The 25338-nt window shown below is 41.2% G+C and carries 32 protein-coding genes; 22 read left to right on the top strand and 10 right to left on the bottom strand.

Annotated features, from left to right (window positions below; all coding sequences use genetic code 11):
• Window positions 1–23: 23 nt before the first annotated feature.
• The 8 genes from sufB (at window position 24) to ACPF7I_RS12515 (ending at window position 7550) form a co-directional block, all read left to right on the top strand.
• Window positions 24–1421: a Fe-S cluster assembly protein SufB gene (gene sufB / locus ACPF7I_RS12550; RefSeq protein ID WP_430746070.1), complete on the top strand. Its 1398-nt coding sequence runs from the start codon at window positions 24–26 to the stop codon at window positions 1419–1421.
• A 78-nt stretch (window positions 1422–1499) separates the two neighbouring features.
• A complete protein-coding gene (locus tag ACPF7I_RS12545; RefSeq protein ID WP_430746261.1) occupies window positions 1500–2348 on the top strand; it encodes a DUF72 domain-containing protein in 849 nt (282 codons plus the stop codon).
• 12 nt (window positions 2349–2360) lie between these two features.
• Window positions 2361–3179, top strand: coding sequence for a sulfite exporter TauE/SafE family protein (locus tag ACPF7I_RS12540; protein ID WP_430746071.1), 819 nt, complete (start codon window positions 2361–2363; stop codon window positions 3177–3179).
• A 22-nt stretch (window positions 3180–3201) separates the two neighbouring features.
• Window positions 3202–4593, top strand: coding sequence for a bifunctional metallophosphatase/5'-nucleotidase (locus tag ACPF7I_RS12535; RefSeq protein ID WP_430746262.1), 1392 nt, complete (start codon window positions 3202–3204; stop codon window positions 4591–4593).
• 53 nt (window positions 4594–4646) lie between these two features.
• Window positions 4647–4949, top strand: a complete 303-nt coding sequence (locus ACPF7I_RS12530; RefSeq protein ID WP_430746072.1) for a YunC family protein — start codon at window positions 4647–4649, stop codon at window positions 4947–4949.
• Window positions 4950–5000: 51 nt separating this feature from the next.
• Window positions 5001–5747 carry a sporulation protein YunB gene (gene yunB, locus ACPF7I_RS12525; protein WP_019417417.1) on the top strand — a complete coding sequence of 249 codons (747 nt, stop codon included), beginning with the start codon at window positions 5001–5003 and terminating at the stop codon, window positions 5745–5747.
• 187 nt (window positions 5748–5934) lie between these two features.
• Window positions 5935–7446, top strand: a complete 1512-nt coding sequence (locus ACPF7I_RS12520) for a sodium-dependent transporter (protein ID WP_430746073.1) — start codon at window positions 5935–5937, stop codon at window positions 7444–7446.
• The gene (locus ACPF7I_RS12515) at window positions 7446–7550 is read left to right on the top strand and encodes a methionine/alanine import family NSS transporter small subunit (protein WP_430746074.1); all 105 of its coding nucleotides are present in this window, start codon (window positions 7446–7448) and stop codon (window positions 7548–7550) included. The genes ACPF7I_RS12520 and ACPF7I_RS12515 overlap by 1 nt, the downstream gene beginning before the upstream one ends.
• 21 nt (window positions 7551–7571) lie before the next feature.
• Here ACPF7I_RS12515 and ACPF7I_RS12510 read toward each other — a convergent pair whose 3' ends face one another.
• A complete protein-coding gene (locus ACPF7I_RS12510) occupies window positions 7572–8546 on the bottom strand; it encodes a M23 family metallopeptidase (protein WP_430746075.1) in 975 nt (324 codons plus the stop codon).
• A gap of 125 nt (window positions 8547–8671) precedes the next feature.
• Here ACPF7I_RS12510 and lipA point away from each other — a divergent pair, with 125 nt between their 5' ends.
• On the top strand, window positions 8672–9586 hold the full coding sequence (gene lipA, locus ACPF7I_RS12505) for a lipoyl synthase (protein WP_430746076.1): 915 nt from the start codon (window positions 8672–8674) through the stop codon (window positions 9584–9586).
• 47 nt (window positions 9587–9633) lie between these two features.
• Here lipA and ACPF7I_RS12500 read toward each other — a convergent pair whose 3' ends face one another.
• Window positions 9634–10266, bottom strand: a complete 633-nt coding sequence (locus ACPF7I_RS12500) for a YhcN/YlaJ family sporulation lipoprotein (protein WP_085787845.1) — start codon at window positions 10264–10266, stop codon at window positions 9634–9636.
• A 112-nt stretch (window positions 10267–10378) separates the two neighbouring features.
• On the opposite strand from ACPF7I_RS12500, the gene ACPF7I_RS12495 reads away from it, so the two are divergent.
• The gene (locus ACPF7I_RS12495; protein ID WP_003398297.1) at window positions 10379–10654 is read left to right on the top strand and encodes a YutD family protein; all 276 of its coding nucleotides are present in this window, start codon (window positions 10379–10381) and stop codon (window positions 10652–10654) included.
• Between the two features lie 22 nt (window positions 10655–10676).
• On the opposite strand, the gene ACPF7I_RS12490 is transcribed toward ACPF7I_RS12495, so the two are convergent.
• Window positions 10677–10949 (bottom strand): cytosolic protein, encoded by a 273-nt coding sequence (locus ACPF7I_RS12490; RefSeq protein ID WP_430746077.1) that lies wholly within the window; start codon window positions 10947–10949, stop codon window positions 10677–10679.
• Between the two features lie 37 nt (window positions 10950–10986).
• A complete protein-coding gene (locus tag ACPF7I_RS12485) occupies window positions 10987–11253 on the bottom strand; it encodes a DUF3055 domain-containing protein (RefSeq protein WP_043964989.1) in 267 nt (88 codons plus the stop codon).
• A gap of 115 nt (window positions 11254–11368) precedes the next feature.
• Between ACPF7I_RS12485 and ACPF7I_RS12480 the strand changes: the two genes are divergently transcribed.
• The 3 genes from ACPF7I_RS12480 (at window position 11369) to ACPF7I_RS12470 (ending at window position 13355) form a co-directional block, all read left to right on the top strand.
• On the top strand, window positions 11369–11809 hold the full coding sequence (locus ACPF7I_RS12480; protein WP_430746263.1) for a DUF86 domain-containing protein: 441 nt from the start codon (window positions 11369–11371) through the stop codon (window positions 11807–11809).
• 50 nt (window positions 11810–11859) lie between these two features.
• Window positions 11860–12492, top strand: coding sequence for a helix-turn-helix transcriptional regulator (locus ACPF7I_RS12475; protein ID WP_430746264.1), 633 nt, complete (start codon window positions 11860–11862; stop codon window positions 12490–12492).
• Between the two features lie 92 nt (window positions 12493–12584).
• Window positions 12585–13355 carry a TIGR01457 family HAD-type hydrolase gene (locus ACPF7I_RS12470; protein ID WP_430746078.1) on the top strand — a complete coding sequence of 257 codons (771 nt, stop codon included), beginning with the start codon at window positions 12585–12587 and terminating at the stop codon, window positions 13353–13355.
• A 29-nt stretch (window positions 13356–13384) separates the two neighbouring features.
• On the opposite strand, the gene ACPF7I_RS12465 is transcribed toward ACPF7I_RS12470, so the two are convergent.
• A complete protein-coding gene (locus tag ACPF7I_RS12465; RefSeq protein WP_430746079.1) occupies window positions 13385–13882 on the bottom strand; it encodes a phosphatidylglycerophosphatase A family protein in 498 nt (165 codons plus the stop codon).
• A 133-nt stretch (window positions 13883–14015) separates the two neighbouring features.
• On the opposite strand from ACPF7I_RS12465, the gene yutH reads away from it, so the two are divergent.
• The 5 genes from yutH (at window position 14016) to thrB (ending at window position 19400) form a co-directional block, all read left to right on the top strand.
• Complete coding sequence (gene yutH, locus ACPF7I_RS12460) at window positions 14016–14954, top strand: spore coat putative kinase YutH (protein WP_430746080.1); 939 nt, start codon at window positions 14016–14018, stop codon at window positions 14952–14954.
• A 47-nt stretch (window positions 14955–15001) separates the two neighbouring features.
• Window positions 15002–15973: a 2-hydroxyacid dehydrogenase gene (locus ACPF7I_RS12455; protein WP_430746081.1), complete on the top strand. Its 972-nt coding sequence runs from the start codon at window positions 15002–15004 to the stop codon at window positions 15971–15973.
• Between the two features lie 156 nt (window positions 15974–16129).
• Entirely contained in the window at window positions 16130–17431 is a 1302-nt protein-coding gene (locus ACPF7I_RS12450; protein WP_430746265.1) for a homoserine dehydrogenase, read from the top strand.
• On the top strand, window positions 17431–18489 hold the full coding sequence (thrC, locus tag ACPF7I_RS12445) for a threonine synthase (RefSeq protein ID WP_430746082.1): 1059 nt from the start codon (window positions 17431–17433) through the stop codon (window positions 18487–18489). The genes ACPF7I_RS12450 and thrC overlap by 1 nt, the downstream gene beginning before the upstream one ends.
• Complete coding sequence (gene thrB / locus ACPF7I_RS12440; RefSeq protein WP_430746083.1) at window positions 18486–19400, top strand: homoserine kinase; 915 nt, start codon at window positions 18486–18488, stop codon at window positions 19398–19400. The genes thrC and thrB overlap by 4 nt, the downstream gene beginning before the upstream one ends.
• Window positions 19401–19451: 51 nt before the next feature.
• Here thrB and ACPF7I_RS12435 read toward each other — a convergent pair whose 3' ends face one another.
• A complete protein-coding gene (locus ACPF7I_RS12435) occupies window positions 19452–19688 on the bottom strand; it encodes a NifU family protein (RefSeq protein WP_003398276.1) in 237 nt (78 codons plus the stop codon).
• 94 nt (window positions 19689–19782) lie between these two features.
• Between ACPF7I_RS12435 and ACPF7I_RS12430 the strand changes: the two genes are divergently transcribed.
• Entirely contained in the window at window positions 19783–20088 is a 306-nt protein-coding gene (locus tag ACPF7I_RS12430) for a YuzD family protein (protein WP_430746084.1), read from the top strand.
• A gap of 11 nt (window positions 20089–20099) precedes the next feature.
• Here the strand turns inward: ACPF7I_RS12430 and ACPF7I_RS12425 are convergent, their stop codons facing one another.
• Both ACPF7I_RS12425 and ACPF7I_RS12420 read right to left on the bottom strand, forming a co-directional pair.
• Entirely contained in the window at window positions 20100–20402 is a 303-nt protein-coding gene (locus ACPF7I_RS12425) for a hypothetical protein (protein ID WP_430746085.1), read from the bottom strand.
• Between the two features lie 158 nt (window positions 20403–20560).
• The gene (locus ACPF7I_RS12420; protein ID WP_430746086.1) at window positions 20561–21628 is read right to left on the bottom strand and encodes an NAD(P)/FAD-dependent oxidoreductase; all 1068 of its coding nucleotides are present in this window, start codon (window positions 21626–21628) and stop codon (window positions 20561–20563) included.
• Between the two features lie 166 nt (window positions 21629–21794).
• On the opposite strand from ACPF7I_RS12420, the gene ACPF7I_RS12415 reads away from it, so the two are divergent.
• On the top strand, window positions 21795–22034 hold the full coding sequence (locus ACPF7I_RS12415; protein ID WP_430746087.1) for a YuzB family protein: 240 nt from the start codon (window positions 21795–21797) through the stop codon (window positions 22032–22034).
• Between the two features lie 4 nt (window positions 22035–22038).
• Here ACPF7I_RS12415 and ACPF7I_RS12410 read toward each other — a convergent pair whose 3' ends face one another.
• A complete protein-coding gene (locus ACPF7I_RS12410; RefSeq protein ID WP_430746088.1) occupies window positions 22039–22722 on the bottom strand; it encodes a DUF2225 domain-containing protein in 684 nt (227 codons plus the stop codon).
• 145 nt (window positions 22723–22867) lie between these two features.
• Between ACPF7I_RS12410 and dapF the strand changes: the two genes are divergently transcribed.
• Both dapF and ACPF7I_RS12400 read left to right on the top strand, forming a co-directional pair.
• Window positions 22868–23722: a diaminopimelate epimerase gene (gene dapF, locus ACPF7I_RS12405; protein WP_430746089.1), complete on the top strand. Its 855-nt coding sequence runs from the start codon at window positions 22868–22870 to the stop codon at window positions 23720–23722.
• A gap of 16 nt (window positions 23723–23738) precedes the next feature.
• Window positions 23739–24101 carry a HesB/IscA family protein gene (locus ACPF7I_RS12400; protein WP_430746090.1) on the top strand — a complete coding sequence of 121 codons (363 nt, stop codon included), beginning with the start codon at window positions 23739–23741 and terminating at the stop codon, window positions 24099–24101.
• A gap of 27 nt (window positions 24102–24128) precedes the next feature.
• Here ACPF7I_RS12400 and ACPF7I_RS12395 read toward each other — a convergent pair whose 3' ends face one another.
• Entirely contained in the window at window positions 24129–25124 is a 996-nt protein-coding gene (locus ACPF7I_RS12395) for an NAD(P)/FAD-dependent oxidoreductase (RefSeq protein ID WP_430746091.1), read from the bottom strand.
• Window positions 25125–25338: the final 214 nt, after the last annotated feature.

The raw sequence follows: 25338 nt of genomic DNA, 5'->3' as shown, positions 1-25338 counted from the left end.
CATAAAACAAGGAGGCGAACGAGATGGCGAAAAAAATGCCAGAAATCGGTGAATATAAGTACGGTTTCGCCGATAAAGACGTATCTGTATTCCGTGCTGAGCGCGGATTAACGCGTGAAATTGTTGAAGAAATTTCACGCATGAAAAATGAGCCAGAGTGGATGCTTGAATTTCGCTTGAAATCTTTAGATATTTTTTACAGCATGCCGATGCCACAATGGGGTGGCGATTTATCGAGTTTAGATTTTGATGAAATTACGTATTACGTTAAACCATCAGAAAAATCTGGGCGTTCATGGGATGAAGTGCCTGAAGAAATTAAAGCGACGTTCGATAAACTTGGTATTCCAGAAGCGGAACAAAAATATTTAGCAGGGGTATCTGCACAGTATGAATCGGAAGTTGTATATCACAACATGAAAGAAGATTTGGAAAAGCTCGGTGTTATTTTTAAAGATACAGACTCGGCGCTAAAAGAAAATGAGGAGTTGTTCCGCGAGCATTGGGCAAAAGTCGTCCCACCGACAGATAATAAATTTGCGGCCCTAAACTCAGCCGTTTGGTCTGGCGGTTCATTTATTTACGTGCCAAAAGGTGTAAAAGTGGATACGCCGTTGCAAGCGTATTTCCGTATTAACTCTGAAAATATGGGGCAATTTGAACGGACGTTAATTATCGTTGATGAAGGGGCGCACGTTCATTACGTCGAAGGCTGTACGGCGCCTGTATATACGACAAACTCACTTCATAGTGCGGTCGTTGAAATTATCGTGAAAAAAGGCGCGTATTGTCGTTATACGACGATTCAAAACTGGGCAAACAACGTCTTTAACCTTGTTACAAAACGTGCTGTATGCGAAGAAAACGCAACGATGGAATGGATTGACGGAAACATCGGGTCGAAATTAACGATGAAATATCCAGCGGTCGTTTTAAAAGGAGAAGGTGCGCGTGGATTGACACTTTCGATTGCGATTGCTGGCAAAGGGCAACATCAAGACGCGGGGGCGAAAATGATCCACTTAGCGCCAAACACATCATCAACGATCGTGTCCAAATCGATTTCGAAACAAGGCGGAAAAGTCACATATCGCGGTATCGTTCATTTCGGACGAAAAGCGGACGGTTCTCGCTCTAACATCGAGTGTGATACGCTCATTATGGATAATCAGTCAACATCTGATACAATCCCATATAATGAAATTTTAAATGACAACATTTCACTTGAACATGAAGCAAAAGTATCGAAAGTATCGGAAGAACAACTATTTTATTTAATGAGCCGCGGCATTTCCGAGCAAGAAGCGACAGAAATGATCGTCATGGGCTTTATTGAGCCATTTACGAGAGAATTGCCAATGGAATACGCGGTTGAAATGAACCGTCTCATTAAGTTTGAAATGGAAGGTAGCATTGGATAATTCATAGCTGATGATCTGCATAGAGCGGATCATCGGCTTTTTTTGTATGTTGTGGTAAGATGAATATAGGTGATGAATATGATTTATGTCGGATTAACGGGATGGGGCGACCATGACCGCTTATATCCATCTCGTCTAGCAGCAAAAGATAAGTTGCGAGCGTATGCTGCCCATTTTCCAACTGTTGAAGTCGATGCGTATTTTTACGCCATTCAACCACGACAAAATGTAGAGAAATGGATTATGGAAACGCCGTCTTCGTTTCAATTTATCGTCAAAGCGTATCAAGGAATGACGGGACATCAGCGTGGCGATATCCCGTATGCGAATAAAGATGACATGTTTAGCGCATTTTTGCAGTCGATTGAGCCGTTTCAGCAAGCGAAGAAACTGGCGATGGTATTATTTCAATTTCCACCTTGGTTTGACTGCAAAAAAGAGCATGTTCACTATTTACGTTGGTGTCGTGAAAAAATGAAAGACGTGCCCGTCGCGCTTGAATTTCGTCATCAATCGTGGTTTTCGCCACCTTTTTACGAAAAGACGCTACGCTTCATGGAAGAAGAGCGATGGATTCATAGCATTTGTGATGAACCGCAAGCAGGGGAAGGATCGGTACCGACCGTTCTTTATCCAACAGATCGAAATAAAACGCTCATTCGTCTACACGGACGAAATGTCGCTGGCTGGAATAAAAGAGATGATGAAAATTGGCGTGCCGTCCGTTATTTATACCGCTACAACGAGCAAGAGCTACAAGAATGGGCACAACATGTTCGTATGTTACAAACAAAATGTAAACATATTTACGTGTTATTTAACAACAATTCTGGTGGCGATGCGGCTGATAATGCGAAACAGCTGTTGCAGCTTCTTCAAATTGAATATACAAATTTAGCACCGAGACAGCTCGATTTGTTTTCGTAATGGGGGATGAACATGGAGTACTTTTTTCTTTTAATTATTGGTTTTTTAGCAGGAACGATCGGCAGTCTTGTCGGTTTAGGTGGAGGGGTCATTATCGTTCCCGCGCTTCTTTTTTTAAGTGCTGCGCACGTAGTGCCGGCCATTTCACCGCAAGTGGCTGTTGGTACGTCGCTTGTTGTCATTATTTTTAATGGATTGTCGTCAACTTTAACATATATGAAGCATAAAATGGTGGACTATAAAAGCGGCTTGTTTTTTTTCATCGGCAGTGGGCCGGGCGCCATGTTAGGGGCATGGGTAAACCAACATGTTCATATGCATCATTTTTCGCTTTACTTTGGACTGTTTTTAATTGCTGTTTCATTTTTGCTTATGTTTCAATCGCGTTTTTCACCGCGTGCAACACGAACGTTTCCTGTTGTGCGCACGTATGTCACGAACGAAGGAGAGGAAATGACATATGGATATGATCCGTTCATCGCTACGCTCATTGCGTTTGTTGTTGGCTTTGTCGGCGGTTTTTTTGGCGTTGGTGGCGGTTCGCTTATGGTGCCTGCGATGATGTTATTGTTTTTATTTCCTCCTCATGTGGCGGTAGCGACATCGATGTTTATCGTCTTTTTGTCATCCATTGTTAGCTCATCGACACATGTATGGATGGGAAATGTCGCATGGACGTTTGCGTTTGCGCTCATTCCGGGCGTATGGGTCGGTGCAAAATGTGGCGCATGGCTTAATCGGAGACTAAAAGGAAAAACAGTTGTGACACTACTGCGGATCGTGCTCATTTTACTTGGGGTTCGTTTAATCGTGCAAGGACTTGGCTGGTAGAGGGAAAGGTGTGTTGCAAACATTGAAAGAGACGATACATATTTATCATACAAACGATGTGCATAGCCATTTTGAGCGATGGCCAAAAGTCGTTCACTATTTACAAACCGAGAGAAGAAAGCATAAAAGAAATCGTGAGCATATGGTTTTACTTGATATTGGTGATTTTATTGATCGTTTTCATCCCCTTACTGAAGCGTCAGCAGGAAAGGCGAACGTCATCCTTTTAAACGATGCAGCATACGACGCGGCAACGATCGGGAATAATGAAGGAATTACGCTTAGCCATGAACAGCTCGATACGTTGTACACGAATGCCACGTTTTCGGTCATCGTGGCGAACGTTTTTTATGAAAACGGAGAGCGTCCGCGTTGGATGAAGCCGTATATCATTATGACGTTTGGAGATGTTCGCGTTGCTTTTATTGGGGTGACCGTTCCTTTTCAGACGTTTTATGAACTGCTTGGATGGCGCGTCGCCGATCCGTTTGATACGGTTGCCCAGCTCATTGAAGAGCTTTCAGAAAAAGTGGATGCAATTGTTTTATTGTCTCATTTAGGGATAAATGATGATGAAAAAATGGCTCATATGTTTCCACAACTGACTGCGATTTTAGGTGGGCATACACATCACGTATTTGAACATGGAAAACGAGTGAATGAAACATTGCTTTGCGGGGCAGGGAAGTTTGCACATTACGTTGGTTGCTTAACATTAACGATCGATAAAAACAATCGGAAAGTGGATGCGCGTGCATATGTACAACATACCGATACATTCGAACATGAATGCATTGAAACAAAACGAAAATTACATCATATGACTAAACAAGCAACCACGGCATTGGCACAACCGATTGTGTATTTGCCCGAACCGTTACATATGGACTGGTTTTCCTCTTCCCCACTTGCATCGCTTCTTGCGCAAGCATTAAACGAATGGTGCGAAAGTGATATAGCGATGGTGAATGCAGGTGTGTTGCTTGCGTCATTACCAAAAGGTATTGTGACGAAAGGGGATATTCATCGCATTTGTCCGCACCCGATTAATCCGTGCAAAGTATATTTGCGCGGAAGCGAATTAAAAGAAGTCATTTTGCAAGCGGAAACGGAACAAATGAAACAGTTGCGGGTGAGAGGATTCGGATTTCGTGGAGAAGTGATGGGGCAAATGGTGTACGACGGTGTCACGATCGAGAAAGAGATAATGTCGGACGGTCAAGCACATGTGCGCCGCATTTTTATTCATCATCAGCCAATTGATGAGCAAAAAACGTATGCGGTCGCAACAATTGATATGTTTACGTTCGGACACTTATATCCTGAAATATATCGTGCGAAAAAGCAATATTACATGCCCGAAATGTTGCGGGATGTGCTTGCGTGGAAGCTAAAAAACATGTATCAACAATAGGCACCCTTCGATCTTTTATTCATACATTGAATAAAAGAAAGGAGCGTGAATATATGATCGAGTTAAAGCCGTTATGGATTGACGGGGAGCCGTTTACGGCCATTTCTGTTCAATTGCCTAAAACGACGTTGTTAGTTGTTGCTAATGATAAAGGATATATTATGTGTGGGGCGTTAGATGTGGCTTTGTTAAACGAAAAGTTGCGCGACCGCGGCATTGTAGCTGGAAGAGCGGTAGGAGTGCGGACAATTGATCAACTGTTAGAAGCACCGCTTGAGTCTGTTACGCTTGCTGCTGAACAATTAGGTATTTCACGCGGAATGAAAGGAAAAGACGCCTTGCTCTTGATGAAATAAAATAATAATCCCCTGCTTGATCGCATACATATAGCGTGAGAGGGGGGATTTTTGTTGTATCAACAACTACGTAAAAGAAGAAAACCGCTACCCATCCGCTATATTTTTTTAATTACCTTTGTTTTTTTTATCATTTCGACTGTTGCGAGCCTTTGGTTTATTAATAGAGGGATTGAACCAACGCTGATGGCGATCGCCGAAAAAGAAACGCGTCGTCTAGCGAATTTAGTGATCAATAATGCGATTAATCAACAAATTGCTGAAGATGACTTTCGAGTTGAAAACTTTATAAAAATTGAAAAAGATGAGCATGGGAAAATTTCCGCAATAGATTTTAATGCTACGGTTGTGAATCGTGTATTAGCTAAAACGACAAATCGCGTCCAACGAAATTTAAAAGCGGCATCAGAAGGAAAACTATCGGCACTTGAGTTTCCAGATGTTCAAATTGAAACGGAAAAAGAACAAGGAATCGTCTATTATATCCCGCTTGGACAAGCAACGAATAACGTATTGTTAGGAAATTTAGGGCCGCGCATCCCGGTTCGTTTTTACGTCATTGGGGATGTTCATTCGGACGTAAATAAAAATATACGTCCGTTTGGCATAAATAATGCTTTAATAGAAATAGCAATTCATATTGAAGTGAACGTGCAAATTATTATTCCATTTGCAACAAAAACGGCAACGATTCAAAACGACATTCCTGTCGCTATCCAAATTATTCAAGGGGAAGTCCCGCAATTTTATAATCAAGGTGGAGAAGGAAATACGTCAATTGAAATTCCAGTTGAATAATAAAATATTCTGAAAATTTTATTTTTTAAAATATTATTTTGACAAAAAGCTTGTCCGTTGATATACTTAAAACTAAAATGAAACAAAAAAGTCTGAAAAATTAAAATAATCGAACGAGGAGGTGTACATCTTTTCATTACGTAACGATATGAAAAAATCAAAAAATGGCTGAGGAGGGTATTTTATTATGGAGAGTCGTCAACAATGGGGCACACGCGCTGGCTTTATTTTAGCAGCTGCTGGCTCGGCAATTGGATTGGGAAACATTTGGAGGTTTCCGGCTGTTGCATATGAAAATGGTGGAGGGGCATTTTTCTTCCCGTATTTATTCGCATTATTAACAGCAGGTATTCCAATTCTTATATTGGAATTTACGCTTGGACACAAGTATCGCGGTTCAGCACCATTAACATTCGCCCGTTTAAGCAAAGGAACAGAATGGATTGGTTGGTGGCAAGTACTTATTTCATTCGTTATTTCAACGTATTATTCCGTCGTTATTGCATGGGCGATGTCTTATACGTATTTTGCTTTCACATCAAAATGGGGAGAAAATACAGGAGACTTTTTATTCGGTGAGTATTTAAAATTAGCAGAAACGCCAGGCACATTTGGAGGCATAGTTCCAGCTGTTCTTATTCCGCTTATTCTCGTATGGGTCATTAACTTAGCTGTTTTATATAAAGGGGTTCGTAAAGGAATTGAGTTAGCCAATAAAATTTTCTTGCCAACGCTCGTTGTTTTATTCTTTATTATCGTCGTTCGCGCGGTTACGCTAGAAGGTGCAGTTGAAGGATTGAACGCATTTTTTAAGCCAAATTGGGATCAAATTATGAACGGAAAAGTATGGGTTGCGGCATACAGTCAAATTTTCTTTAGCTTGTCGATTGCATTTGCTATTATGATTACGTATTCAAGCTATTTACCAAAAAAATCAGATATTACAAATAACGCCTTTATTACAGGATTTGCGAACTCAGGATTTGAATTGTTAGCTGGTATTGGTGTATTTAGCGTCCTCGGTTTCTTAGCCCATCAACAAGGTGTAGCAGTAAGCGAAGTCGTTAAAGGGGGCGTCGGGTTAGCGTTTGTTGTCTTCCCGCAAATTATTAACCAATTCCCAGCGTTTAATGAATTTTTCGGCGTGTTATTTTTCCTTTCACTAACGTTAGCTGGTTTGTCGTCTCTCATTTCCATATCGGAAACATATGTAGCGGCAGTTCAAGAAAAGTTTGGTATTTCTCGCACGAAAGCCGTTCTTGGTGGTGGCGGATTAGCGGCGTTAATCGCGCTCGTGTTTGCGACAAACGGTGGATTATATTTCTTAGATGTTGTCGACTATTTTATTAATAACTTTGGTGTTGCACTTGTCGGTCTAATCGAAGTGATTGTTATCGCATGGGTGTTAAAAGAACTGGATGCGCTCCAAACACATGCAAATAGTGTATCAGATATTATGGTAGGTGCGTGGTGGAAAGTTTCGCTCTCTGTGATCACACCGATTGTACTAGGCTATATGATGTTTGATAGCATTAAAACAAACGTGAAAGAAAATTATGGAGGATACGATACATTATTCGTTGTGAAATACGGATGGACGATCGCAGCGCTTGTCATCGTTCTCGGATTTGTGCTTTCAGTAAAACGTTGGAAAGAGGGAGCGCTTTCTGTTCCGACGGATAAGGAGGTTTCAAGCTAATGCAAACAAGTGCACTTATTATGATGCTTGTCGGTATGGTCGTCATTTGGGGCGGATTCCTCGCTAGCGTTGCTCATGCAGTGAAGAAAAGCCGTCAGTCATAAAAAAAGATGGGGCAAAATGCCTCATCTTTTTTTCATCCGTTCTTGTCTTTCCCATTGTTTTAAATAAGGATATGGATCGAACGACCATTCTGTATAGCCGTTGTCTTTATACATGCCGTAGTGAAGATGCGGTGGAAATTTACCCGATGTGCCAGGTGGTCCGTAACCAGAGCTTCCGACTGAACCGATGAGCATGCCGGGTTCTACAATGGATCCTTCTTCTAAATTGTTGGCGAATCCGTTTAAGTGTGCAAAATAATGGTACGTATTATTGATGTCGCGAATGCCGATGCGCCAACCACCGTATTTGTTCCAACCTTTTAATTCAACGATGCCATAACATGTGGAACGAACAGGGGTACCATAATGGGCAAAAATGTCCGTTCCTTCGTGAATACGTCGTCCGCCCCATCCGCGTGCATCTCCCCACGTACTGCGATAACTATATTCAAATCGTCTTGGAATGGGAAAAGCGTATTGGTCGAGCTGAAGTGTTCCGAAATGTTTATACAGCTTCACTTTCCCTAAAATGATATCGACAGTTTTATTTCGTTCATAATAATCCCATAGCGCCATTTTTATATGCGTATGGTCTGTTCCGTATGACCGTAGAAAACGGGCGAAGGAAAATAGGACGTCCTCATCATTTGTTCGATCTGCAAAACCGTCCCCATTTCCATCTATGCCCATTCCGCCGAATTGGCTAATTGTGAATGGGTTCTGATCTTCTTGATTGAAATTAAGCGGCCCTGACCATCGTTCTGGAGGAATGTAAATGCCAATTACTCCTGTCGGTTTCGGTAAGTCGCGTCTCGCTTGCCGAATGCTCCGTTCGTACTGATCGATTGCTGCAAAATAATACCATGGAATAAATGAGATAGCTTCCGCTTTTTTATAAAGCTCCATTCGCTTGTCATATAAATCATCTGGTGCAGCAACTACAAATGATTGAAGCGGCATGAAAAGAAGGAAGATGATGCACCATAATGTTCTCACGCACTCTTGCTCCTTTCTCCGAAGTTCATATCATTAGTTTGAGGTAATCGACTGTTTTCATAAATAAAAAATGTTGGAAAAACAAACTGTTTTGTATTGTAAGGCAATAACTCGTATAATGAGTAATGTACATTAACGAGTGGAGCGTGAAAATGATGTCAACAAAAGAACAGCACCTTCGCAAACCAGAGTGGTTAAAAATAAAGTTAAATACAAATGAACATTATACAGGATTGAAAAAAATGATGCGCGAAAAACAATTGCATACGGTGTGCGAAGAAGCGCGTTGTCCAAATATTCATGAGTGTTGGGCCGTTCGTCGCACAGCGACGTTTATGATTTTAGGTGATGTATGTACGCGCGCTTGCCGCTTTTGCGCCGTCAAAACAGGATTGCCTACTGAGTTAGACTGGCAAGAGCCGGAGCGTGTGGCTGAATCCGTTCGTTTAATGAATTTAAAACATGTTGTCGTTACCGCAGTAGCTCGCGACGATTTAAAAGATGGTGGAGCAGCTGTATTTGCGGAGACAGTGCGTGCCATTCGCCGGAAAAATCCGTTAACGACGATCGAAGTATTGCCGTCGGATATGGGAGGCGTATATGAAAACTTACGAACGTTAATGGATGCTCGTCCTGACATTTTAAATCATAATATCGAAACCGTCCGTCGCCTCACTCCGCGCGTTCGTGCGCGCGCAACGTATGAACGTTCACTTGAATTTTTGCGCCGCGCAAAAGAAATGCAGCCTGATATTCCAACAAAATCAAGCTTAATGGTCGGGCTTGGTGAAACAAAAGAAGAAATTTTAGAAGCGATGGACGATTTACGGGCAGTCGGAGTGAATATTTTAACGATCGGTCAATATTTACAGCCGACAAAAAAACATTTAAAGGTAGAGAAATATTACCATCCTCATGAGTTTATGGAGTTAAAAGAAATTGCGTTAGCGAAAGGATTTAGTCATTGTGAGTCTGGTCCGCTCGTCCGCTCTTCCTATCATGCCGATGAGCAAGTACAATCGGCAAAGGCAGCGGAGTGAATGATGAAGGATGTCCCACTTCGTTTGAGCGGGACATCCTTTTTTTCTTATTGCATCATGTTCATTTCTTCGCGTTGCACACCGTTTTCATTTTCTCCACTGCTCACTTTCCTACCTTGTGGCGATTTGAGCATTTCTTTAATCGTTTGTTGTAACACTTGATCGATATTTTGACTATTTGCATCTAAACGGCCGAATCGTTCAATATCTTGAAACATGCGCGGATTGTCTGAAACGTATACGTGATAGTAACGTGGCACGACAGAAATAGCTGTTTTTTTCACTTGATCGGCTGTTTCAAACCGATTTGTACTGTCTGTTTTGTAAACGACAAACACTGTATCGTCTGTGACAAGCGTCCCGACATCGTAAACGTTCGGAAGTTGCGTGCACAGTTTGCTAATTAAATCGGCGACATTTTCGCGATTTAATACAGGTATGGTCGCATACTGTGTTGTATCACCCGGAATGGGGCTTTTTTGATGTCTTACGTAACCGAAATTCGTTAATCTCGAATCCATTCCGTTTCGGACACCGTGTTCGTTATATAGATCGTTTCGTGAACGAACGTTGATCGTTGTTCCGCTTTTTTCATACAAAGATGTGGATTCGTTCATTCCTGCGCACCCAGATAATAAAGCGATTGTACTAATGCCTGTCAGTAACCATGTATTCCGCAAAACAAATCCCCCCTTCCTTTTTATTATTTGTTTTATTCAAAGCGTTATAATGGTGATTGCTTGGGAGAAAGACATGTTTTATGATAGAAATGGAAAGAAGAGGTGAGGACATATGATTTGTATTCATAATACATGTTATGAGCTTGTAGAAAATGTGCGCAACGGCTTTAACGAAGAAGCGTTTCGTGCGCGCTATACGGACATTTTAAATAAATATGATTACATTGTTGGCGATTGGGGATATAATCAGCTTCGCCTTCGTGGCTTTTTTGATGACCATAACCAAAAAGCGACATATGATACGAAAATAAGTACATTATCCGAATATTTGTTTGAATATTGCAATTTTGGTTGCGCTTATTTTGTGTTACGTAAAGTGAAAAAATAGGTCAGGACGCCTGACCTATTTTTCATGAGTATGGTTGTTGGTTATTTTCGTTCGGATCATCGTGAACGGGATGTGCGCCTGGCTCTTGGCGCGGAATGTTTTGATGAAGCGATTTATACTCGTAATTAAATGCGCTGTAATATCGCTGCCCTTTTCGCCATGGGGTACTTTTATTTTGAACGGGTTCATGTTCGCCACGCGGGGAACCGTATGGACCTTCGGGCAACGTTTCTGGTACGAGAAAATTTTTCATCGCTTCCACAGTTGAAAAATCGTGATACGTTTCATCGGTCATGTGAATTCTTCCTTTCGTTTTTTACATAGCGTACCACTTAACCGACGATTTCATGTAAAAAGCTTCGCAACTCGTTTGCATCTTCTTCATTTAGGTTATATATGTGTTCAATATACCCAGGTTGTTGCAAGTCATCTGAACCGATAATCGCATATCGATTGCTTTGTAAATCAAGTACAAGTGCTTTGCCATAAAAGCGGTCTGTTTGGACGATCGCTAAATCAAACCGTTCATTTTTGCCAGCGAAGCTAACAAATCGAGTTTTTGTATCTACTGTATCGTCATATAAAAAGAAACGTTCCATATTGTATCCCTCCATATCGTGTGTCGTTGCTTCTTCATCTTAACAAATTTCTGTTAGCTGTGTAAAAGAAAGCGCTATGCTACAATAAAATAAAAAACAGAAAGGAAGATGAATGATGTATTTTGTTGATCGTCAAAAAATCGAAAAAACATTGAAATATATGGAGGAAGTCGTCTCCTATGTACACCAATCGTTTCATACGCCAATAGAGAAGCTAGCGCTTGAACGGATCGGACATGTTATTATTGAATCAATCATTGACGTTGGAAATGCGATGATTGACGGCTTTATTATGCGCGATCCAGGAAGTTACGAAGACATTATTGATATTCTAGTCGATGAACGTGTTCTTTCGGATGAAGATGGAGAGGCATTAAAGCAAATTATTCATTTTCGTAAAAAGCTTGTTCAACAATACATCGACGTACCGCATGACGAATTATTGAACATATTGCAAAACTATCGCCATGTTCTTCAATCTTTCCCAGCTGCTATTCGCACGTATTTACATCATGAACTTGGGCCTGTGTCCGCTTTTTTAAATGAAAATGTTTAAAAATTGTGTGTATAGGGAAAATCGTATAAAATGGAAGAGGGTGAAACGTGATGCGAAAAAAAACCTCTTCCACGAAAGAGCAAATTTTAAAAATGCTAAAAGTGCAAAAGCGACTAACAGTCGGTGAAATGGCGGAGCAACTACAAATTACGGAAATGGCTGTCCGCCGTCATTTAAGTGCGTTAGAGCGCGAAGAACTTGTTGAATCGACGCTTGTTCGTCAACCGATGGGAAGGCCGACAAATGTGTATCAATTAAGCGTAAAAGGACATCAACGTTTTCCGCGCCACTATCAGCAAACGATGCTCGATTTTTTAGCCGATTTAGAACGGATGGGCGGGAAGCAAATTGTAGCGGAGCTGTTTCAAAATCGGCAAGAACGGATGAAAAAGCTGTATGAACGACAATTTGGCGATAAATCGTTTGATGAAAAAATCAAAGAGCTTGTTGCGGTGCAAAACGAGCATGGGTATATGTCCGAATTAGTACAACATGATGATGGTTCGTTTGAGCTAGTTGAACATAACTGTCCGATTGCAGAAGTAGCTCAAGCGTATCCGATTGCTTGTGAATGTGAGCGACAGTTGTTCGAGACGCTTATTCATGAAGCTGAAATTGTTCCGAAAACGTGTTTAGCTGACGGTGATGATGCGTGTCGCTACCATATTAAGCGAAAAAAATGAACAATCGTTGACATTCGTTGCGCTCTTTTTGACAAGTACAGCTGTTTTGCGTTAAAGTTTGAACGTGCAAGTTGTCAAAAGGAGTGGCAAAAGTGAAAACATATAAAGGATATTTAATTGATTTAGACGGTACGATGTATCGTGGAACAGAACGAATTGAAGAAGCGTGTGCTTTTGTGCACCACCTTCATGAAAAAGGCATTCCGTATTTATTTGTAACAAACAATTCTTCTCGCACGCCGGAACAAGTGGCAGAGAAGTTGCGGAAATTTGGTATCCCTGCAACGAAAGAGCAAGTATTTACAACAAGTCAAGCAACGGCAAACTACATTTATGAAAAGAAGCCGAACGCTTCTGTTTATGTCATTGGAGAAGATGGTATTCGACGTGCGCTTGAAGAAAAAGGATTTACATTTGCAAATGAAGATGCGGAAGTTGTTGTGATGGGGATTGATCGTAGCATTAATTACGAAAAATTGGCGGTTGCTTGTTTAGCTGTCCGGAATGGGGCAATGTTTATTTCGACAAATGGGGACATTGCGATTCCTACGGAGCGCGGACTTTTACCGGGAAACGGGTCGCTTACATCTGTCGTCGCGGTATCGACACAAACGAAGCCGATTTTTATCGGTAAGCCAGAAAAAATTATTATGGAGCAAGCGCTTGAAGTGCTTCGTGTTCCAAAAGAAGAAACGTTAATGATCGGCGATAACTACGATACAGATATTATGGCCGGAATGAATGCAGGAATCGATACACTTCTCGTTCATACAGGAGTGACGACGAAAGAAATGTTGCAAACGTATGACCGACAACCGACGTATGTCGTTGATTCGTTAAAAGAATGGATAGAACGCATATAAAAGGTGCCTCATTAGGCACCTTTTAACATTTATTCGACATGGGCAGCTCGATGTGCTAAACGGCTTGAAGCAGCAGCAGCGATCGCTCCAACGATATCATCTAAAAATGTGTGGCATTGACCGGATGATTTATCATTTAATTGATGTAAAATGCCCGGTTTTTGTTTGTCGATGTATCCGTAGTTCGTAAAACCGATAGAACCGTATACGTTGACGATCGAAAGAGCTAAAATTTCATCTACCCCATATAATCCTTCGTCTTTTGCGATAAATGATTGGAGAGGCTCTTGTAGCAACCCCTTCTCTGCTAAAATATCGAGCTGAATGCCCGTAAATAGTGCGTTTTGTACTTCACGTTTAGCAATCACGCGATTCACGTTATGAATACATTCGTCCATTTGTAAGTCTGGATGATATTTGGATTGTAAATAATAAACGAGTTCAGCAATATGTTCGATTGTTACTCCGCGATCAGCGAGCCATTGTCGTGCGACTTGTTCCATTTTTCCTATTTTCTTTGCCTCCATCCAACTTCACCTATTTCGTTTTTTATTTTTTACAATGTATGTGACTTTTTTATGAAATGTGCGTTCATTTCCTCTCCCTTATGAAGTTTATACGTATTTTTGAAACATATACATGAAGGAAGGAGGGATGTTTATGGATTATTATTTTCGAGTTGATCATATGGAACAAATTGGTGATCGCTTTCTCGTTAGAAGCGGAAATGACATATATATTGCGGTGCCGACGAATGAGAAAGAAGGCGACATTCAGCAGTTATATTACATGGCGATGTATATGCGAACACAAGGTGACGAAACGATTGCCACGTTACTTCCAACGAGGACAGGGCGTTTTGTTGGCACGTTACAAGGAAAGCAAGTGAGTGTATGGAAAATGGAAAACCGAATGAAAACAGGAGATACCGCGCAACAACTCGCATTATTTCATCAGCGTGGTCGCACATATCCGTATGATGTTTCCGCACGAAGCCGATTTGGCAAATGGGGAGAACTATGGGGACAACGGATTGATCAATTAGAACATTTTTGGCAATTACAAGTGAGGTCTTCTGAAAAAAATGAGGTGGATGAACAATTTGTTGAAACGTTTCCTTACTATTTAGGGGTTGCTGAAAATGCCGTTCAATATGTGATGGATACGCAATTAGATGAAGTTCCGATGCGCAGCGATATGCCGACAATTTGTCATGAACAATTTACCTCCGAAACATGGGAAATGGGGAAAATACCAACGGATTGGGTGTTTGACCACGCAAGTCGCGATGTTGCGGAATGGATTCGAAAGCAGTGGTTAACGAAACAATCAGATGAAACGATTGTGCGTTTTTTACAAACGTACGAACATGTGCAATCGCTTAGCCGTTTTTCTTGGCGAATGATTTATGCCCGATTATTATTTCCGCTTCATTACTTTCAGTCGATTGAAAACTACTATGGATCAGAAGGTGAGATGCGACAACGCTATGAGCAACAATTACGACAAGTATTTGAAGAGACTGACGTATATGAACAAAAACTTCGTCATTTTCATGATATAACTACTGTTTCGATTCCTCGTCTTGATTGGCTATAAATATGATACAATAAAGCGGATGACAATGTGCTAAAGGGGTCGAGGATATGGGAAGACCATATGTTTTCATTACAAGAAAACTACCAGATGATGTCGTTGCGCCGTTATATGACAAATATGATGTGAACATGTGGCCGCATGAGCATCTTGTTGTTCCGCGCGATGTGCTACTTCAAGAAGCAAGCCGAGCAGAAGCATTAATTACGATGTTATCTGATCGCATTGATGAGGAGTTATTGAAACAAAGTCCGAAGCTTCGCGTCGTTGCGAATGTAGCCGTCGGTTACGACAATATTGACGTAGAGGCAGCGACAAAACGAGGGATCATTGTTTGCAATACACCTGATGTATTGACAGAAACGACAGCGGATTTAACATTTGCTCTCCTGTTAGTAACGGCAAGAAGAGTGATTGAAGCAGCCGAGTTTATAAAAGAAGGAAAATGGAAAAGTTGGAGTCCGCTTTTACTTGCAGGGACGGATGTTCACCATAAAACGATTGGGATTGTCGGTATGGGGAAAATCGGGCAAGCCGTTGCGCATCGGGCAAAAGGATTTCATATGCGCGTATTATACTATAATCGTTCACGAAATATGGAAGCCGAACGAACACTTGGTGCGATGTATTGTTCGTTTGATGAGTTGCTTGAACAAGCGGACTTTGTCGTCTGTTTAGCTCCGTTAACGAATGAAACGTATCGATTGTTTAACCGCGAAGCATTTATGAAAATGAAGCGATCAGCTATGTTTATTAACGCGGGACGCGGGGCAGTTGTGGACGAAGAAGCGTTATATGATGCGTTAATCAACCGACATATTGCTGGTGCGGGGTTAGATGTATTTGCACAAGAGCCAATTCGTTCGAACCATCCACTATTACAATTGCCGAACGTTGTTGCTTTGCCGCATATCGGGAGTGCGACGAAAGAAACGCGGTACGCGATGATGCAACTATGTTGTCGCAACGTAATAGCTGTGCTAGAAGGAAAGAAGCCTTATACACCTGTGCAGAGCGGATAGGCTCTTTTTTTTTATTTTTTTAGAAAATTTTTAAACATAAAACGTTTTCATATGGTACGATAATGAAAATAAGGATTGTAAAAGAAATGGAGATCCTCTATAATGTCTACTATACAAAAACAAATGTTCATTACAGAAAAACAAGAGGTGGGGAAGATGGTAAAAAGCGTATCAGTTGGATTATTAGGATTAGGAACGGTTGGCAGTGGAGTTGTGAAAATTATTAAAAACCATCAAGATAAATTAATGCACCAAATTGGTTGCCCTGTTGAAATAAAAAAAGTTGCTGTGCGTGATCGCGATAAAAAAAGAGATGTCGTTTTGCCAGAGGCAGTATTAACGACAAACGTAGAAGAAGTCATTCATGACCCAGACATCGATGTTGTCATTGAAGTCATGGGAGGCATTGAAGAAACGCGACGATATATATTACAGGCATTAAAGAACGGAAAACATGTTGTGACAGCAAATAAAGATTTAATGGCGCTATATGGAACAGAGTTGCTCGCTGTTGCATCTGAGCACGGTTGCGATTTGTTTTATGAAGCAAGTGTCGCAGGAGGAATTCCGATTTTACGCAGTCTTGTAGACGGATTAGCTTCCGATCGAATTACAAAAATGATGGGCATTGTAAACGGGACAACAAACTATATTTTAACAAAAATGAGTAAATTTAATAGAAGATATGAAGAAGTATTAGCAGAAGCGCAGGCACTCGGTTATGCTGAGGCGGATCCGACATCAGATGTAGAAGGATTAGATGCAGCAAGAAAAATGGCAATTTTAGCCCGTCTTGGTTTTTCGATGAACATTGATTTGCAAGATGTATATGTCAAAGGGATTACCGGAATTACGGAAGAAGATTTAAATTACAGCAAACGACTCGGTTATACGATGAAATTAATTGGTATCGCCCATCGAGATGGAGAGAAAGTAGAAGTGAGTGTGCAACCGACATTGTTGCCAGAAACACATCCACTTGCGTCTGTCAATGATGAGTATAATGCCGTTTACGTTTACGGAGAAGCGGTTGGAGAGACGATGTTTTACGGTCCGGGGGCAGGAAGCTTACCGACAGCAACATCCGTTGTGTCGGACTTAGTTGCTGTAATGAAAAATATGCGCCTTGGGGTAAATGGGAGAAGCGCAGTTACCCCACAATACGATAAGCAGTTAAAAGACGATAGCGAAATATACTCGAAATATTTCTTACGCATTCATGTAAAGGACCAAGTTGGAGCGTTTGCGAAAATTACATCACTTTTTTCAGAGCGTGGAGTAAGTTTCGAGAAAATTTTACAATTACCTTTAAAACAAAAAGACTTGGCAGAAATTGTTCTCGTTACGCATCAAGCATCTTTAAAAGATTACCGTGATGTGTTGCAACAGTTGCGCGATTTAGAAGTTGTGGAAGAAGTGAAAAGTTCGTATCGGGTAGAAGGGGAAGGTGCGTTGTAATGTGGAGGGGATTGTTACATCATTATCGTGACTATTTGCCGGTGACAGATAAAACACCGATGTTATCATTAAATGAGGGGAATACGCCTCTCATTCCGCTCATTCATTTGTCGGAAAGACTCGGTGTAGAATTATACGTCAAAACAGAGGGAGCAAACCCAACAGGATCTTTTAAAGATCGTGGGATGGTCATGGCTGTTGCTAAGGCAAAAGAAGAAGGAAGCGATACAATTATTTGCGCTTCGACAGGCAACACGTCTGCCGCTGCGGCTGCGTATGCTGCACGGGCAAATATGCGCTGCATTATCGTCATTCCTGACGGGAAAATTGCGCTCGGAAAGTTGGCGCAAGCGGTTATGTATGGGGCAGAAATTGTTGCGATTCAAGGAAATTTCGATCACGCATTAAAAATGGTGCGTCGTTTAAGCGAAATGGCTCCGGTCACGCTTGTCAATTCGGTCAATCCGTATCGTATTGAAGGGCAAAAAACAGCAGCGTTTGAAATTTGTGAGCAACTCGGGCAAGCCCCTGATATTCTCGCCATTCCAGTCGGAAATGCAGGAAATATTACAGCATATTGGAAAGGGTTTAAACAATTTCATGAAAAGCATGGAACAGCATTGCCGCAAATGCGAGGGTTTGAAGCAGAAGGAGCGGCAGCAATTGTTCGTAACGAAGTGATTGAAAATCCAGAAACGATTGCGACAGCAATTCGAATCGGTAACCCAGCGAGCTGGGAGTATGCTGTTCAAGCTGCTAACGAATCGGGAGGAAAAATTGATGAAGTGACAGATGCCCAAATTTTAGATGCGTACCGTTTACTTGCAAGAGAAGAAGGAATTTTTGCAGAACCTGCCTCATGTGCGTCGATTGCTGGTGTAATGAAACAAGTCGAGAGCGGAGAAATTGCAAAAGGGAGCCGAATCGTTGCAGTGTTGACTGGAAATGGATTGAAAGATCCAAATGTAGCGATGGACGCAACGAATATTCAACCGATCGTCTTGCCAAATGACGAAGAAGCGGTGTTTGCGCACATTCAAGGAGCTGTTCTTCAATGAATGATGGGGAGATGTTAAAAATTGTCGTACCGGGAAGCACAGCTAACCTTGGACCGGGCTTTGATTCGATCGGATTGGCTGTATCGTTGCATTTAACTTTACAAGTTATCCGTGACGAAATGTGGGAATTCGTCCCGAAAACAAGTGAAGTGAAAAGTATTCCAACAGGCGAAAGCAATTTAATTTATCAAGTAGCAAATGAACTAGCTCGTCAGTATGGTGTGGCGTTGCCCCCGTGTCGCGTGTTTGTATCAAGTAATATCCCATTTACGAGAGGGTTAGGTAGTAGTGCAGCGGCGATTGTAGCAGCCATTGAGTTAGTAAATGAGCTCGGACGTCTTGATTTGTCACAAGAGGAAAAAATGCGTGTAGCTAGCGTATATGAAGGTCATCCTGACAATGTCGGTGCTTCTTTATATGGGGGAGTAGTCATTGGAAGTCATTTGAAAGACCGTACACATATTGTACACATTCCTTCCATTCCAGTTGATTTGATTGCCGTCATTCCGACATATGAATTGGAAACGAAAAAGTCCCGCACTGTTCTTCCAAGCGCATTTACGCGCGAGCAAGCAGTCGAAGCAAGCGCAATTAGTAACGTGCTTGTGGCGGCATTGCTTACAAACCATTGGCCGCTCGTTGGTGAGATGATGGATGCCGACTTATTTCATCAACCATATCGTGAATGTCTCGTACCTGAATTGTCACATGTGCGTACAGTAGCGAAACAGAATGGTGCATTTGGGGTAGCACTAAGCGGTGCTGGTCCGACTGTCCTTTGCTTTGCTGAACAAGGGAGAGGGAAAGAAGTATATGATGCGCTTGTAGTAACATTTCCGCATTGTGATGTTCGGATGATGTCAGTAGAAACAAAGGGGAGTTGTGTATATAAAATGGCGTTAGAGAAATAAATGATTTTCTTCATGGAAAAAGGGGTGCATTTTTTGTACACCCCTTTTTCCTTAAAACACTTGTTCAACTTCAACAACGCCAGGAACTTCTTCAAGTAATGCGCGCTCAATACCAGCTTTTAATGTAATCGTTGAGCTTGGGCAACTTCCGCACGCACCGAGAAGGCGAAGTTTAACAACTCCGTCTTCTACATCGACTAATTCACAATCTCCGCCATCGCGAAGTAAAAATGGACGAAGTTTATCTAATACTTCTTGCACTTGTTGTTTAATATCTTGATCTGCCATTTTCATCGACTCCTTTCACTAATTTTATTATAATCATCATGATGAAAAAAATCTATTAACGTTACTTAACTTTTTTCCAGGGGAGAGAATAAATATGATTGAAATATGTGTATATGGGGCGGATATGATTTGTGCTTCTTGCGTCGGTGCACCATCATCAAAGGATACGTATGAATGGCTTCAAGCCGCTATTTCACGCAAATATCCGAACGATTCATTTACATTTGTGTATGTTGATATTTTTCATCCACCAGAAGATGAAGGAAAACGTCAATTGGCACAAAAGGTAATTGACGAAGACTTATTTTATCCTGTCGTTGTCATTGATGGGGAAATTGTTGACGAAGGAAATCCGAAATTAAAAAACATTTATGAAGCGATTGAAAAAAGGGCGAAGTAACTCGCCCTCATTCATTTTACACAACGCAAATCAGTAATTTGTGCTTCATGTTCAATTGAACGTTTAGAAAGTACATCTAAAATACGCTCTTGTCTTTTCTGATTTGCTTCAATATTTTTGACGATTTCATTCGTTTCAAGTACAGCTTGTTGGATCATTTTCAAGTCTTGCTTTGTAGCCATGGCTTTGAGGTCTTCTTTTGTGGCCATGTTTTCGAGATCTTGTTTTGTGGCCACTGTTTGTTTCATGTTGTTTATTTCTGCTTGAAGTTCGTTTAACTTTGTGAGAACTTGCTGGAGAACCGCTTCCAACATTTTTCCCTCCTTTCTACTGGTTATGTGTATAAAGAAAACACCTTAATAAAGTCTAAGGTGTTTTCGGCATGAGAAGATCATTATTTTGTTATGCTATGCTTATCATACCATAGTGTCAAACAAAAAACAGCATATGTTTATACGAAAAATGTAGGCAATTAATATCCGTTATGGTACTTGTACATCCATAAGACGCCTGATTTTAGTAGGCGCGGAACCCGTCCGGTTAGTGGGCGATCGGCCACGAGGCCAAACCCATGTTTCTTTCCTAATGATCCTAAAATACCTTTTAACTTAATTGGCGGAAATTCGCTTGGTGGTTCTTCGTCTTTCCATCTTTTTTGTAATACTTGAGCAATTTGTTCTGCTTGTCCTTCGGCAAGTTGGGCGCTCGGAGCGTGCGGTAAGCTTGCGCAATCTCCAACAACATATACATTTTCTATATTTGGAATATGATGTCGAGGTGTTAATATGACACGTCCTTGACTGTCTTTTTCCACATCGAGTTCGCGGACGACACGATTCGGTTGAATGCCGGCAGTCCATACAATCGCGTCGCAATGGATTGCTTCATCGTGATTATACAACGTATGTTCCTCAACTTTTGTAATGTTTGATTGACGAATGAGCTCCACACCATGCGAATGAAACCATTGCTCTACATAATGGCTTAGCCGTTCTGGAAACATAGATAAAATGCGTGTGCCGCGGTCAAACAGTTTAACGTGTAAATCTGGACGACTTTCAACTAATTCGCTTGCCAATTCTACACCGCTTAGTCCGGCACCGACGACACCGACGATGCTATGTGGTGGGAGATTGCTTAGTTTTTGATACGTTTCTCTTGCTTTATCAATTGTTTGAATGCTATAAGTAAAAATGTCTGCACCCGGTACACCGTGATATTTATCTTCGCAACCTAATCCGATGACTAAGTCATCATACGGAATACACGTTCCGTCTTGCAGATGAACAACTTCATGATGTAAATCAATTTTTTTGACCTCACCAAAAACGTAAGATAGGCGAGGATGTTCTGGGAATGGGACACGAATGTGCTGGTCACTAATTGTCCCAGCAGCTAAAGCATAATATTCTGTTTTTAAACAATGGTATGGAACACGATCAATTAATGTAATATGGATATGTTCTGGTAAATTCGGAAGGATGCGGAGTAAGATGCGCATATTTCCGTATCCGCCGCCAAGTAGCACGAGGTTTCTCATGGAAGCTTTCCCCTTTTGATAAAATTCGACCACTAAAAGTATAGCGAAATTGTGACAAAATAACAACATTTTTTCGAGAAACATGAATAATTAAGATGTTTTTCTTATGTCAATATTACATCATTTTTAGTGAAAGTGTTATAATATTAAGATTGAGGTGAATACATTGTTGAAACCGATCGTTGAATTTTGTATAAGTAATTTAGCAAACGGTTCACAAAGTGCGCTAGAGCAACTTGAAAAAGATCCGAATTTGGACATTATTGAATACGGATGTTTGGGATACTGTGGAAAATGTGCCAATATGTTATTTGCGATGGTAAATGGGGATATTGTCACAGCAGAAACTGCAGAGCAGCTCGTTGAGCGAGTGTATGAATATATTGAAGAAAATCCAATGTTTTAGGGGGCTATTGTGCCCCCTTTTTTTCTTCACGAATTTCTTGCCAACGGTCGTAAGCCATATTGACAATTCCTTTTTCAATCGTTTCTTTTTTTCTAGCGATCACGCGCGAAAAATAAATGATCGCTTGTTTTTCTTTTCCTAGCCTACGATACAATTCCCCGATTAAATACAATAAGCGCACTTCGGACATATGTGTGTGAACAAAATCATCTGCTTCATAAGAAGCGATATATTGCTCGAGCGCTAATCGCATGAATCGCCGTTCTTCTTCGCTTTTTTGGTTTGAACGATATAACCAAGCAAGACGCATATAAAGTCCAGCGAGCGTAATATGTTTTTCTTTTTTCAATGTCGCGGAATAAATGCCGAGCTTGTATGTATCAATGGCCTCAGCCAATGTACGAGCCCCACTGTAATTTTTCCCACGCCAATTGGCGCAAATGTTTTGTTGGATTGCCTCAAGCGTTTGTGGTGGAAAATACGTTGAAAATTCTTCTGTTGCCGCAAATCCGCAATGTGGACAAACGTGTACATAATACAAAAGCGGATTCGCTTCTTCGCTCGCATAATATGAGCAAAAGTCAGTGTCGTGCCGGATGGGACGAATGAAACGCGAACGGATTTTTTTCGTTGTATATGTTTGTTTACAGACAAGACATGTGACGGTACGATCATATAAAATATCCATTATGTTCCCTGCCTTGTATGATTGATAGTTATATTATACTATATGTTTCTCCGATTGCCTGTGACTTTTTATATATTTGTAAAAAAGTTGTCACGTTTATGGCAACGATGTATAGTGTTATTAAACATGTATGCGGAGGGACAGTATGAGAAGTTTTTCGTTCACGAAAATGCATGGATTAGGGAATAGCTATATTTATGTCAATATGTTTAAAGAGCGTTTAGCAGAAGAGGAATTATCGTATATTGCAAAGCGAGTGGCAAATGTACATACAGGGATCGGATCAGATGGACTCATTTTAATTTGCCCGTCCGATGTGGCACCGGTGAAAATGCGTATTTTTAATAGCGATGGATCGGAAGGGAAAAATTGTGGCAACGGGTTGAGATGCGTAGCGAAATATGTATATGAGCATGGCATCGTTCAAGAGGAACAGTTTATGATTGAAACGTTATCAGGCCTTGTTCAAGCTCGCGTTTTTGTAGAAGGCGGAAAAGTCAATAGTGTGGAGATCAATATGGGCAAACCTCGGTTATCTCGTGGAGAAATACCGATGGTCGGAAAAGAAAACGATGTAGTTATTAACGAACGAATTGATTTTGCAGGGCATACGTATTATATGACAGGTGTATCGATGGGGAATCCTCATGCGGTATTTTATGTTGATCGTATTGAGGAGGCACCAGTAACGACGCTTGGACCGACCGTAGAAAAAGATGAGCGCTTCCCAGAGGGAATAAATGTCGAGTTTGTAGAAGTGGTGAATGAACGTGAGCTTCATTTTCGCGTATGGGAGCGAGGATCAGGAGTAACCGAAGCGTGTGGCACCGGAGCATGTGCAGCGGTTGTAGCGTCGGTGCTAAATGGAAAAACGAAGCGAAATGAAGAAACGGTTGTTCATTTAGCTGGTGGAGATTTGTATATCACCTGGAAAGAAAATGGTGATGTGTTGATGCGCGGTGCTGCAGAAACGATTTGCACAGGTGTATACTATTATTAAAAAGGAGTGAAGTTCAATGGAACAAATTGTTGTACTCACAGAAAAAGCAGCGGAGCAAGTGAAACAGATGATGAAAGAAAGCGGGGAAGAAAACGTTTATTTTCGTGTTGGTGTTTATGGTGGAGGATGCAGCGGATTATCTTATGCGATGGGGTTTGATCATCAGAAGCGTGAAGAGGATCATGAGTTTGAACAAGACGGTTTGCGTATACTAGTCGATAAAGAAAGTGCGCTTGTATTAAAAGGAACGACGATTGATTACGAACAAGGAGCGATGGGTGGCGGATTTACGATTCATAACCCGAATGCCATTGCTTCGTGCGGATGTGGTTCATCGTTCCGGACAGCGACACATGCTGGTACACCAGAGGAATGTTAAAAGGCCCCCGTTGTGGAGGCCTTTTTCTTATTCAAACATTGATGTAGAATGAAGGGGTTGCACTTTTGCGCTTGGATCGATATATGATTTTGCGTTGTTGACCGCTGTTGGCGCTTCACCGAATCCGCAAGCGATTAACTTGACTTTTCCTTCATATGTGCAAATGTCACCGGCTGCATACACACCAGGAATGTTTGTTTCCATTTTCGAGTTTACTTTAATAGAGTTTTTCTCGATTTCTAATCCCCACTCTTTAATTGGGCCGAGCGAAGAAATGAAGCCATAGTTGACGATAACGGCATCGACATCAATAATTTCGCGCGCCTTCGTTTTTACTTCTTCTAAAACGACTTGTTTGATACCGTTTTCATCTCCAATTAATTCGACAGGAACGAACGGTGTTTTGACATCGACAGACGAGTTCATTAAGTTTTCAACGCTATGTTCATGGGCGCGGAATTTATCGCGTCGATGAACAATCGTCACTTTTTTAGCAATCGGCTCAAGCATAAGCGCCCAGTCGACGGCAGAGTCGCCCCCACCGCATACAAGTACATGTTGACCAGCAAATTTATTTAAATCATCAACGAAGTAATGTAAGTTCTTCCCTTCGTACTGTACTGCGCTTTCGAGTTCTAATCGACGAGGTTGGAATGCGCCGTTTCCTGCAGTAATAATAACCGCTTTGGAATAATGGATTTCCTTATTTGTTGTTAGTTTAAATGTACCATCTTCCAATTTTTCTAACTTTTCAACAGACTGTTCTAAACAAATGGTTGGACGAAATTTACTCATTTGCTCTTTTAAATTGTCAATCAGTTGTTGGGCGCGAATTTTTGGAAATCCCGCTACATCATATATGTATTTTTCTGGGTAAAGTGCAGAAAGTTGTCCACCAAGCTGCGGTAAACTCTCGATAATTTTCACCGTTGCTTGTCGCATTCCTCCGTAAAACGCCGTAAACAAACCAACAGGTCCCCCACCGATTACAGTAATATCGTACAGTTTTTGATCTTCTTTCACGTTCATTCCTCCTAAAACGTAAATTCTCACGTATTATCATACCATAAAAAATGGTTGAACGCTTTTGTTGTTTTGAAAATTTCGACATGAACTCGACAAAAATTATGGCCAAAAATTGAACAAATAACTCTTGAAAAAGAGAGAAAAAAAGAATAAGATGTTAACGTAGAAATGACAACTTTGTTACAAAACGTTGTATTTTTTTGGTCTATTT

The organism is Anoxybacillus dikiliensis, assembly GCF_050613275.1.
Classification (GTDB): domain Bacteria; phylum Bacillota; class Bacilli; order Bacillales; family Anoxybacillaceae; genus Anoxybacillus.
The sequence above is the reverse complement of the archived record's forward strand: the minus strand, read 5'-3'. Positions and strand labels throughout refer to the sequence as shown.

Excerpts from the sequence above, each read along its gene's own strand:
- sufB (WP_430746070.1), top strand. The coding sequence starts at position 24 with ATGGCGAAAAAAATGCCAGAAATCGGTGAATATAAGTACGGTTTCGCC.
- ACPF7I_RS12545 (WP_430746261.1), top strand. The coding sequence starts at position 1,500 with ATGATTTATGTCGGATTAACGGGATGGGGCGACCATGACCGCTTATAT.
- ACPF7I_RS12540 (WP_430746071.1), top strand. The coding sequence starts at position 2,361 with ATGGAGTACTTTTTTCTTTTAATTATTGGTTTTTTAGCAGGAACGATC.
- ACPF7I_RS12530 (WP_430746072.1), top strand. The coding sequence starts at position 4,647 with ATGATCGAGTTAAAGCCGTTATGGATTGACGGGGAGCCGTTTACGGCC.
- ACPF7I_RS12520 (WP_430746073.1), top strand. The coding sequence starts at position 5,935 with ATGGAGAGTCGTCAACAATGGGGCACACGCGCTGGCTTTATTTTAGCA.
- ACPF7I_RS12515 (WP_430746074.1), top strand. The coding sequence starts at position 7,446 with ATGCAAACAAGTGCACTTATTATGATGCTTGTCGGTATGGTCGTCATT.
- lipA (WP_430746076.1), top strand. The coding sequence starts at position 8,672 with ATGTACATTAACGAGTGGAGCGTGAAAATGATGTCAACAAAAGAACAG.
- ACPF7I_RS12495 (WP_003398297.1), top strand. The coding sequence starts at position 10,379 with ATGATTTGTATTCATAATACATGTTATGAGCTTGTAGAAAATGTGCGC.
- ACPF7I_RS12490 (WP_430746077.1), bottom strand. The coding sequence starts at position 10,949 with ATGACCGATGAAACGTATCACGATTTTTCAACTGTGGAAGCGATGAAA.
- ACPF7I_RS12485 (WP_043964989.1), bottom strand. The coding sequence starts at position 11,253 with ATGGAACGTTTCTTTTTATATGACGATACAGTAGATACAAAAACTCGA.
- ACPF7I_RS12480 (WP_430746263.1), top strand. The coding sequence starts at position 11,369 with ATGTATTTTGTTGATCGTCAAAAAATCGAAAAAACATTGAAATATATG.
- ACPF7I_RS12475 (WP_430746264.1), top strand. The coding sequence starts at position 11,860 with ATGCGAAAAAAAACCTCTTCCACGAAAGAGCAAATTTTAAAAATGCTA.
- ACPF7I_RS12465 (WP_430746079.1), bottom strand. The coding sequence starts at position 13,882 with ATGGAGGCAAAGAAAATAGGAAAAATGGAACAAGTCGCACGACAATGG.
- yutH (WP_430746080.1), top strand. The coding sequence starts at position 14,016 with ATGGATTATTATTTTCGAGTTGATCATATGGAACAAATTGGTGATCGC.
- ACPF7I_RS12455 (WP_430746081.1), top strand. The coding sequence starts at position 15,002 with ATGGGAAGACCATATGTTTTCATTACAAGAAAACTACCAGATGATGTC.
- ACPF7I_RS12450 (WP_430746265.1), top strand. The coding sequence starts at position 16,130 with ATGGTAAAAAGCGTATCAGTTGGATTATTAGGATTAGGAACGGTTGGC.
- thrC (WP_430746082.1), top strand. The coding sequence starts at position 17,431 with ATGTGGAGGGGATTGTTACATCATTATCGTGACTATTTGCCGGTGACA.
- thrB (WP_430746083.1), top strand. The coding sequence starts at position 18,486 with ATGAATGATGGGGAGATGTTAAAAATTGTCGTACCGGGAAGCACAGCT.
- ACPF7I_RS12435 (WP_003398276.1), bottom strand. The coding sequence starts at position 19,688 with ATGGCAGATCAAGATATTAAACAACAAGTGCAAGAAGTATTAGATAAA.
- ACPF7I_RS12430 (WP_430746084.1), top strand. The coding sequence starts at position 19,783 with ATGATTGAAATATGTGTATATGGGGCGGATATGATTTGTGCTTCTTGC.
- ACPF7I_RS12425 (WP_430746085.1), bottom strand. The coding sequence starts at position 20,402 with ATGTTGGAAGCGGTTCTCCAGCAAGTTCTCACAAAGTTAAACGAACTT.
- ACPF7I_RS12420 (WP_430746086.1), bottom strand. The coding sequence starts at position 21,628 with ATGAGAAACCTCGTGCTACTTGGCGGCGGATACGGAAATATGCGCATC.
- ACPF7I_RS12410 (WP_430746088.1), bottom strand. The coding sequence starts at position 22,722 with ATGGATATTTTATATGATCGTACCGTCACATGTCTTGTCTGTAAACAA.
- dapF (WP_430746089.1), top strand. The coding sequence starts at position 22,868 with ATGAGAAGTTTTTCGTTCACGAAAATGCATGGATTAGGGAATAGCTAT.
- ACPF7I_RS12400 (WP_430746090.1), top strand. The coding sequence starts at position 23,739 with ATGGAACAAATTGTTGTACTCACAGAAAAAGCAGCGGAGCAAGTGAAA.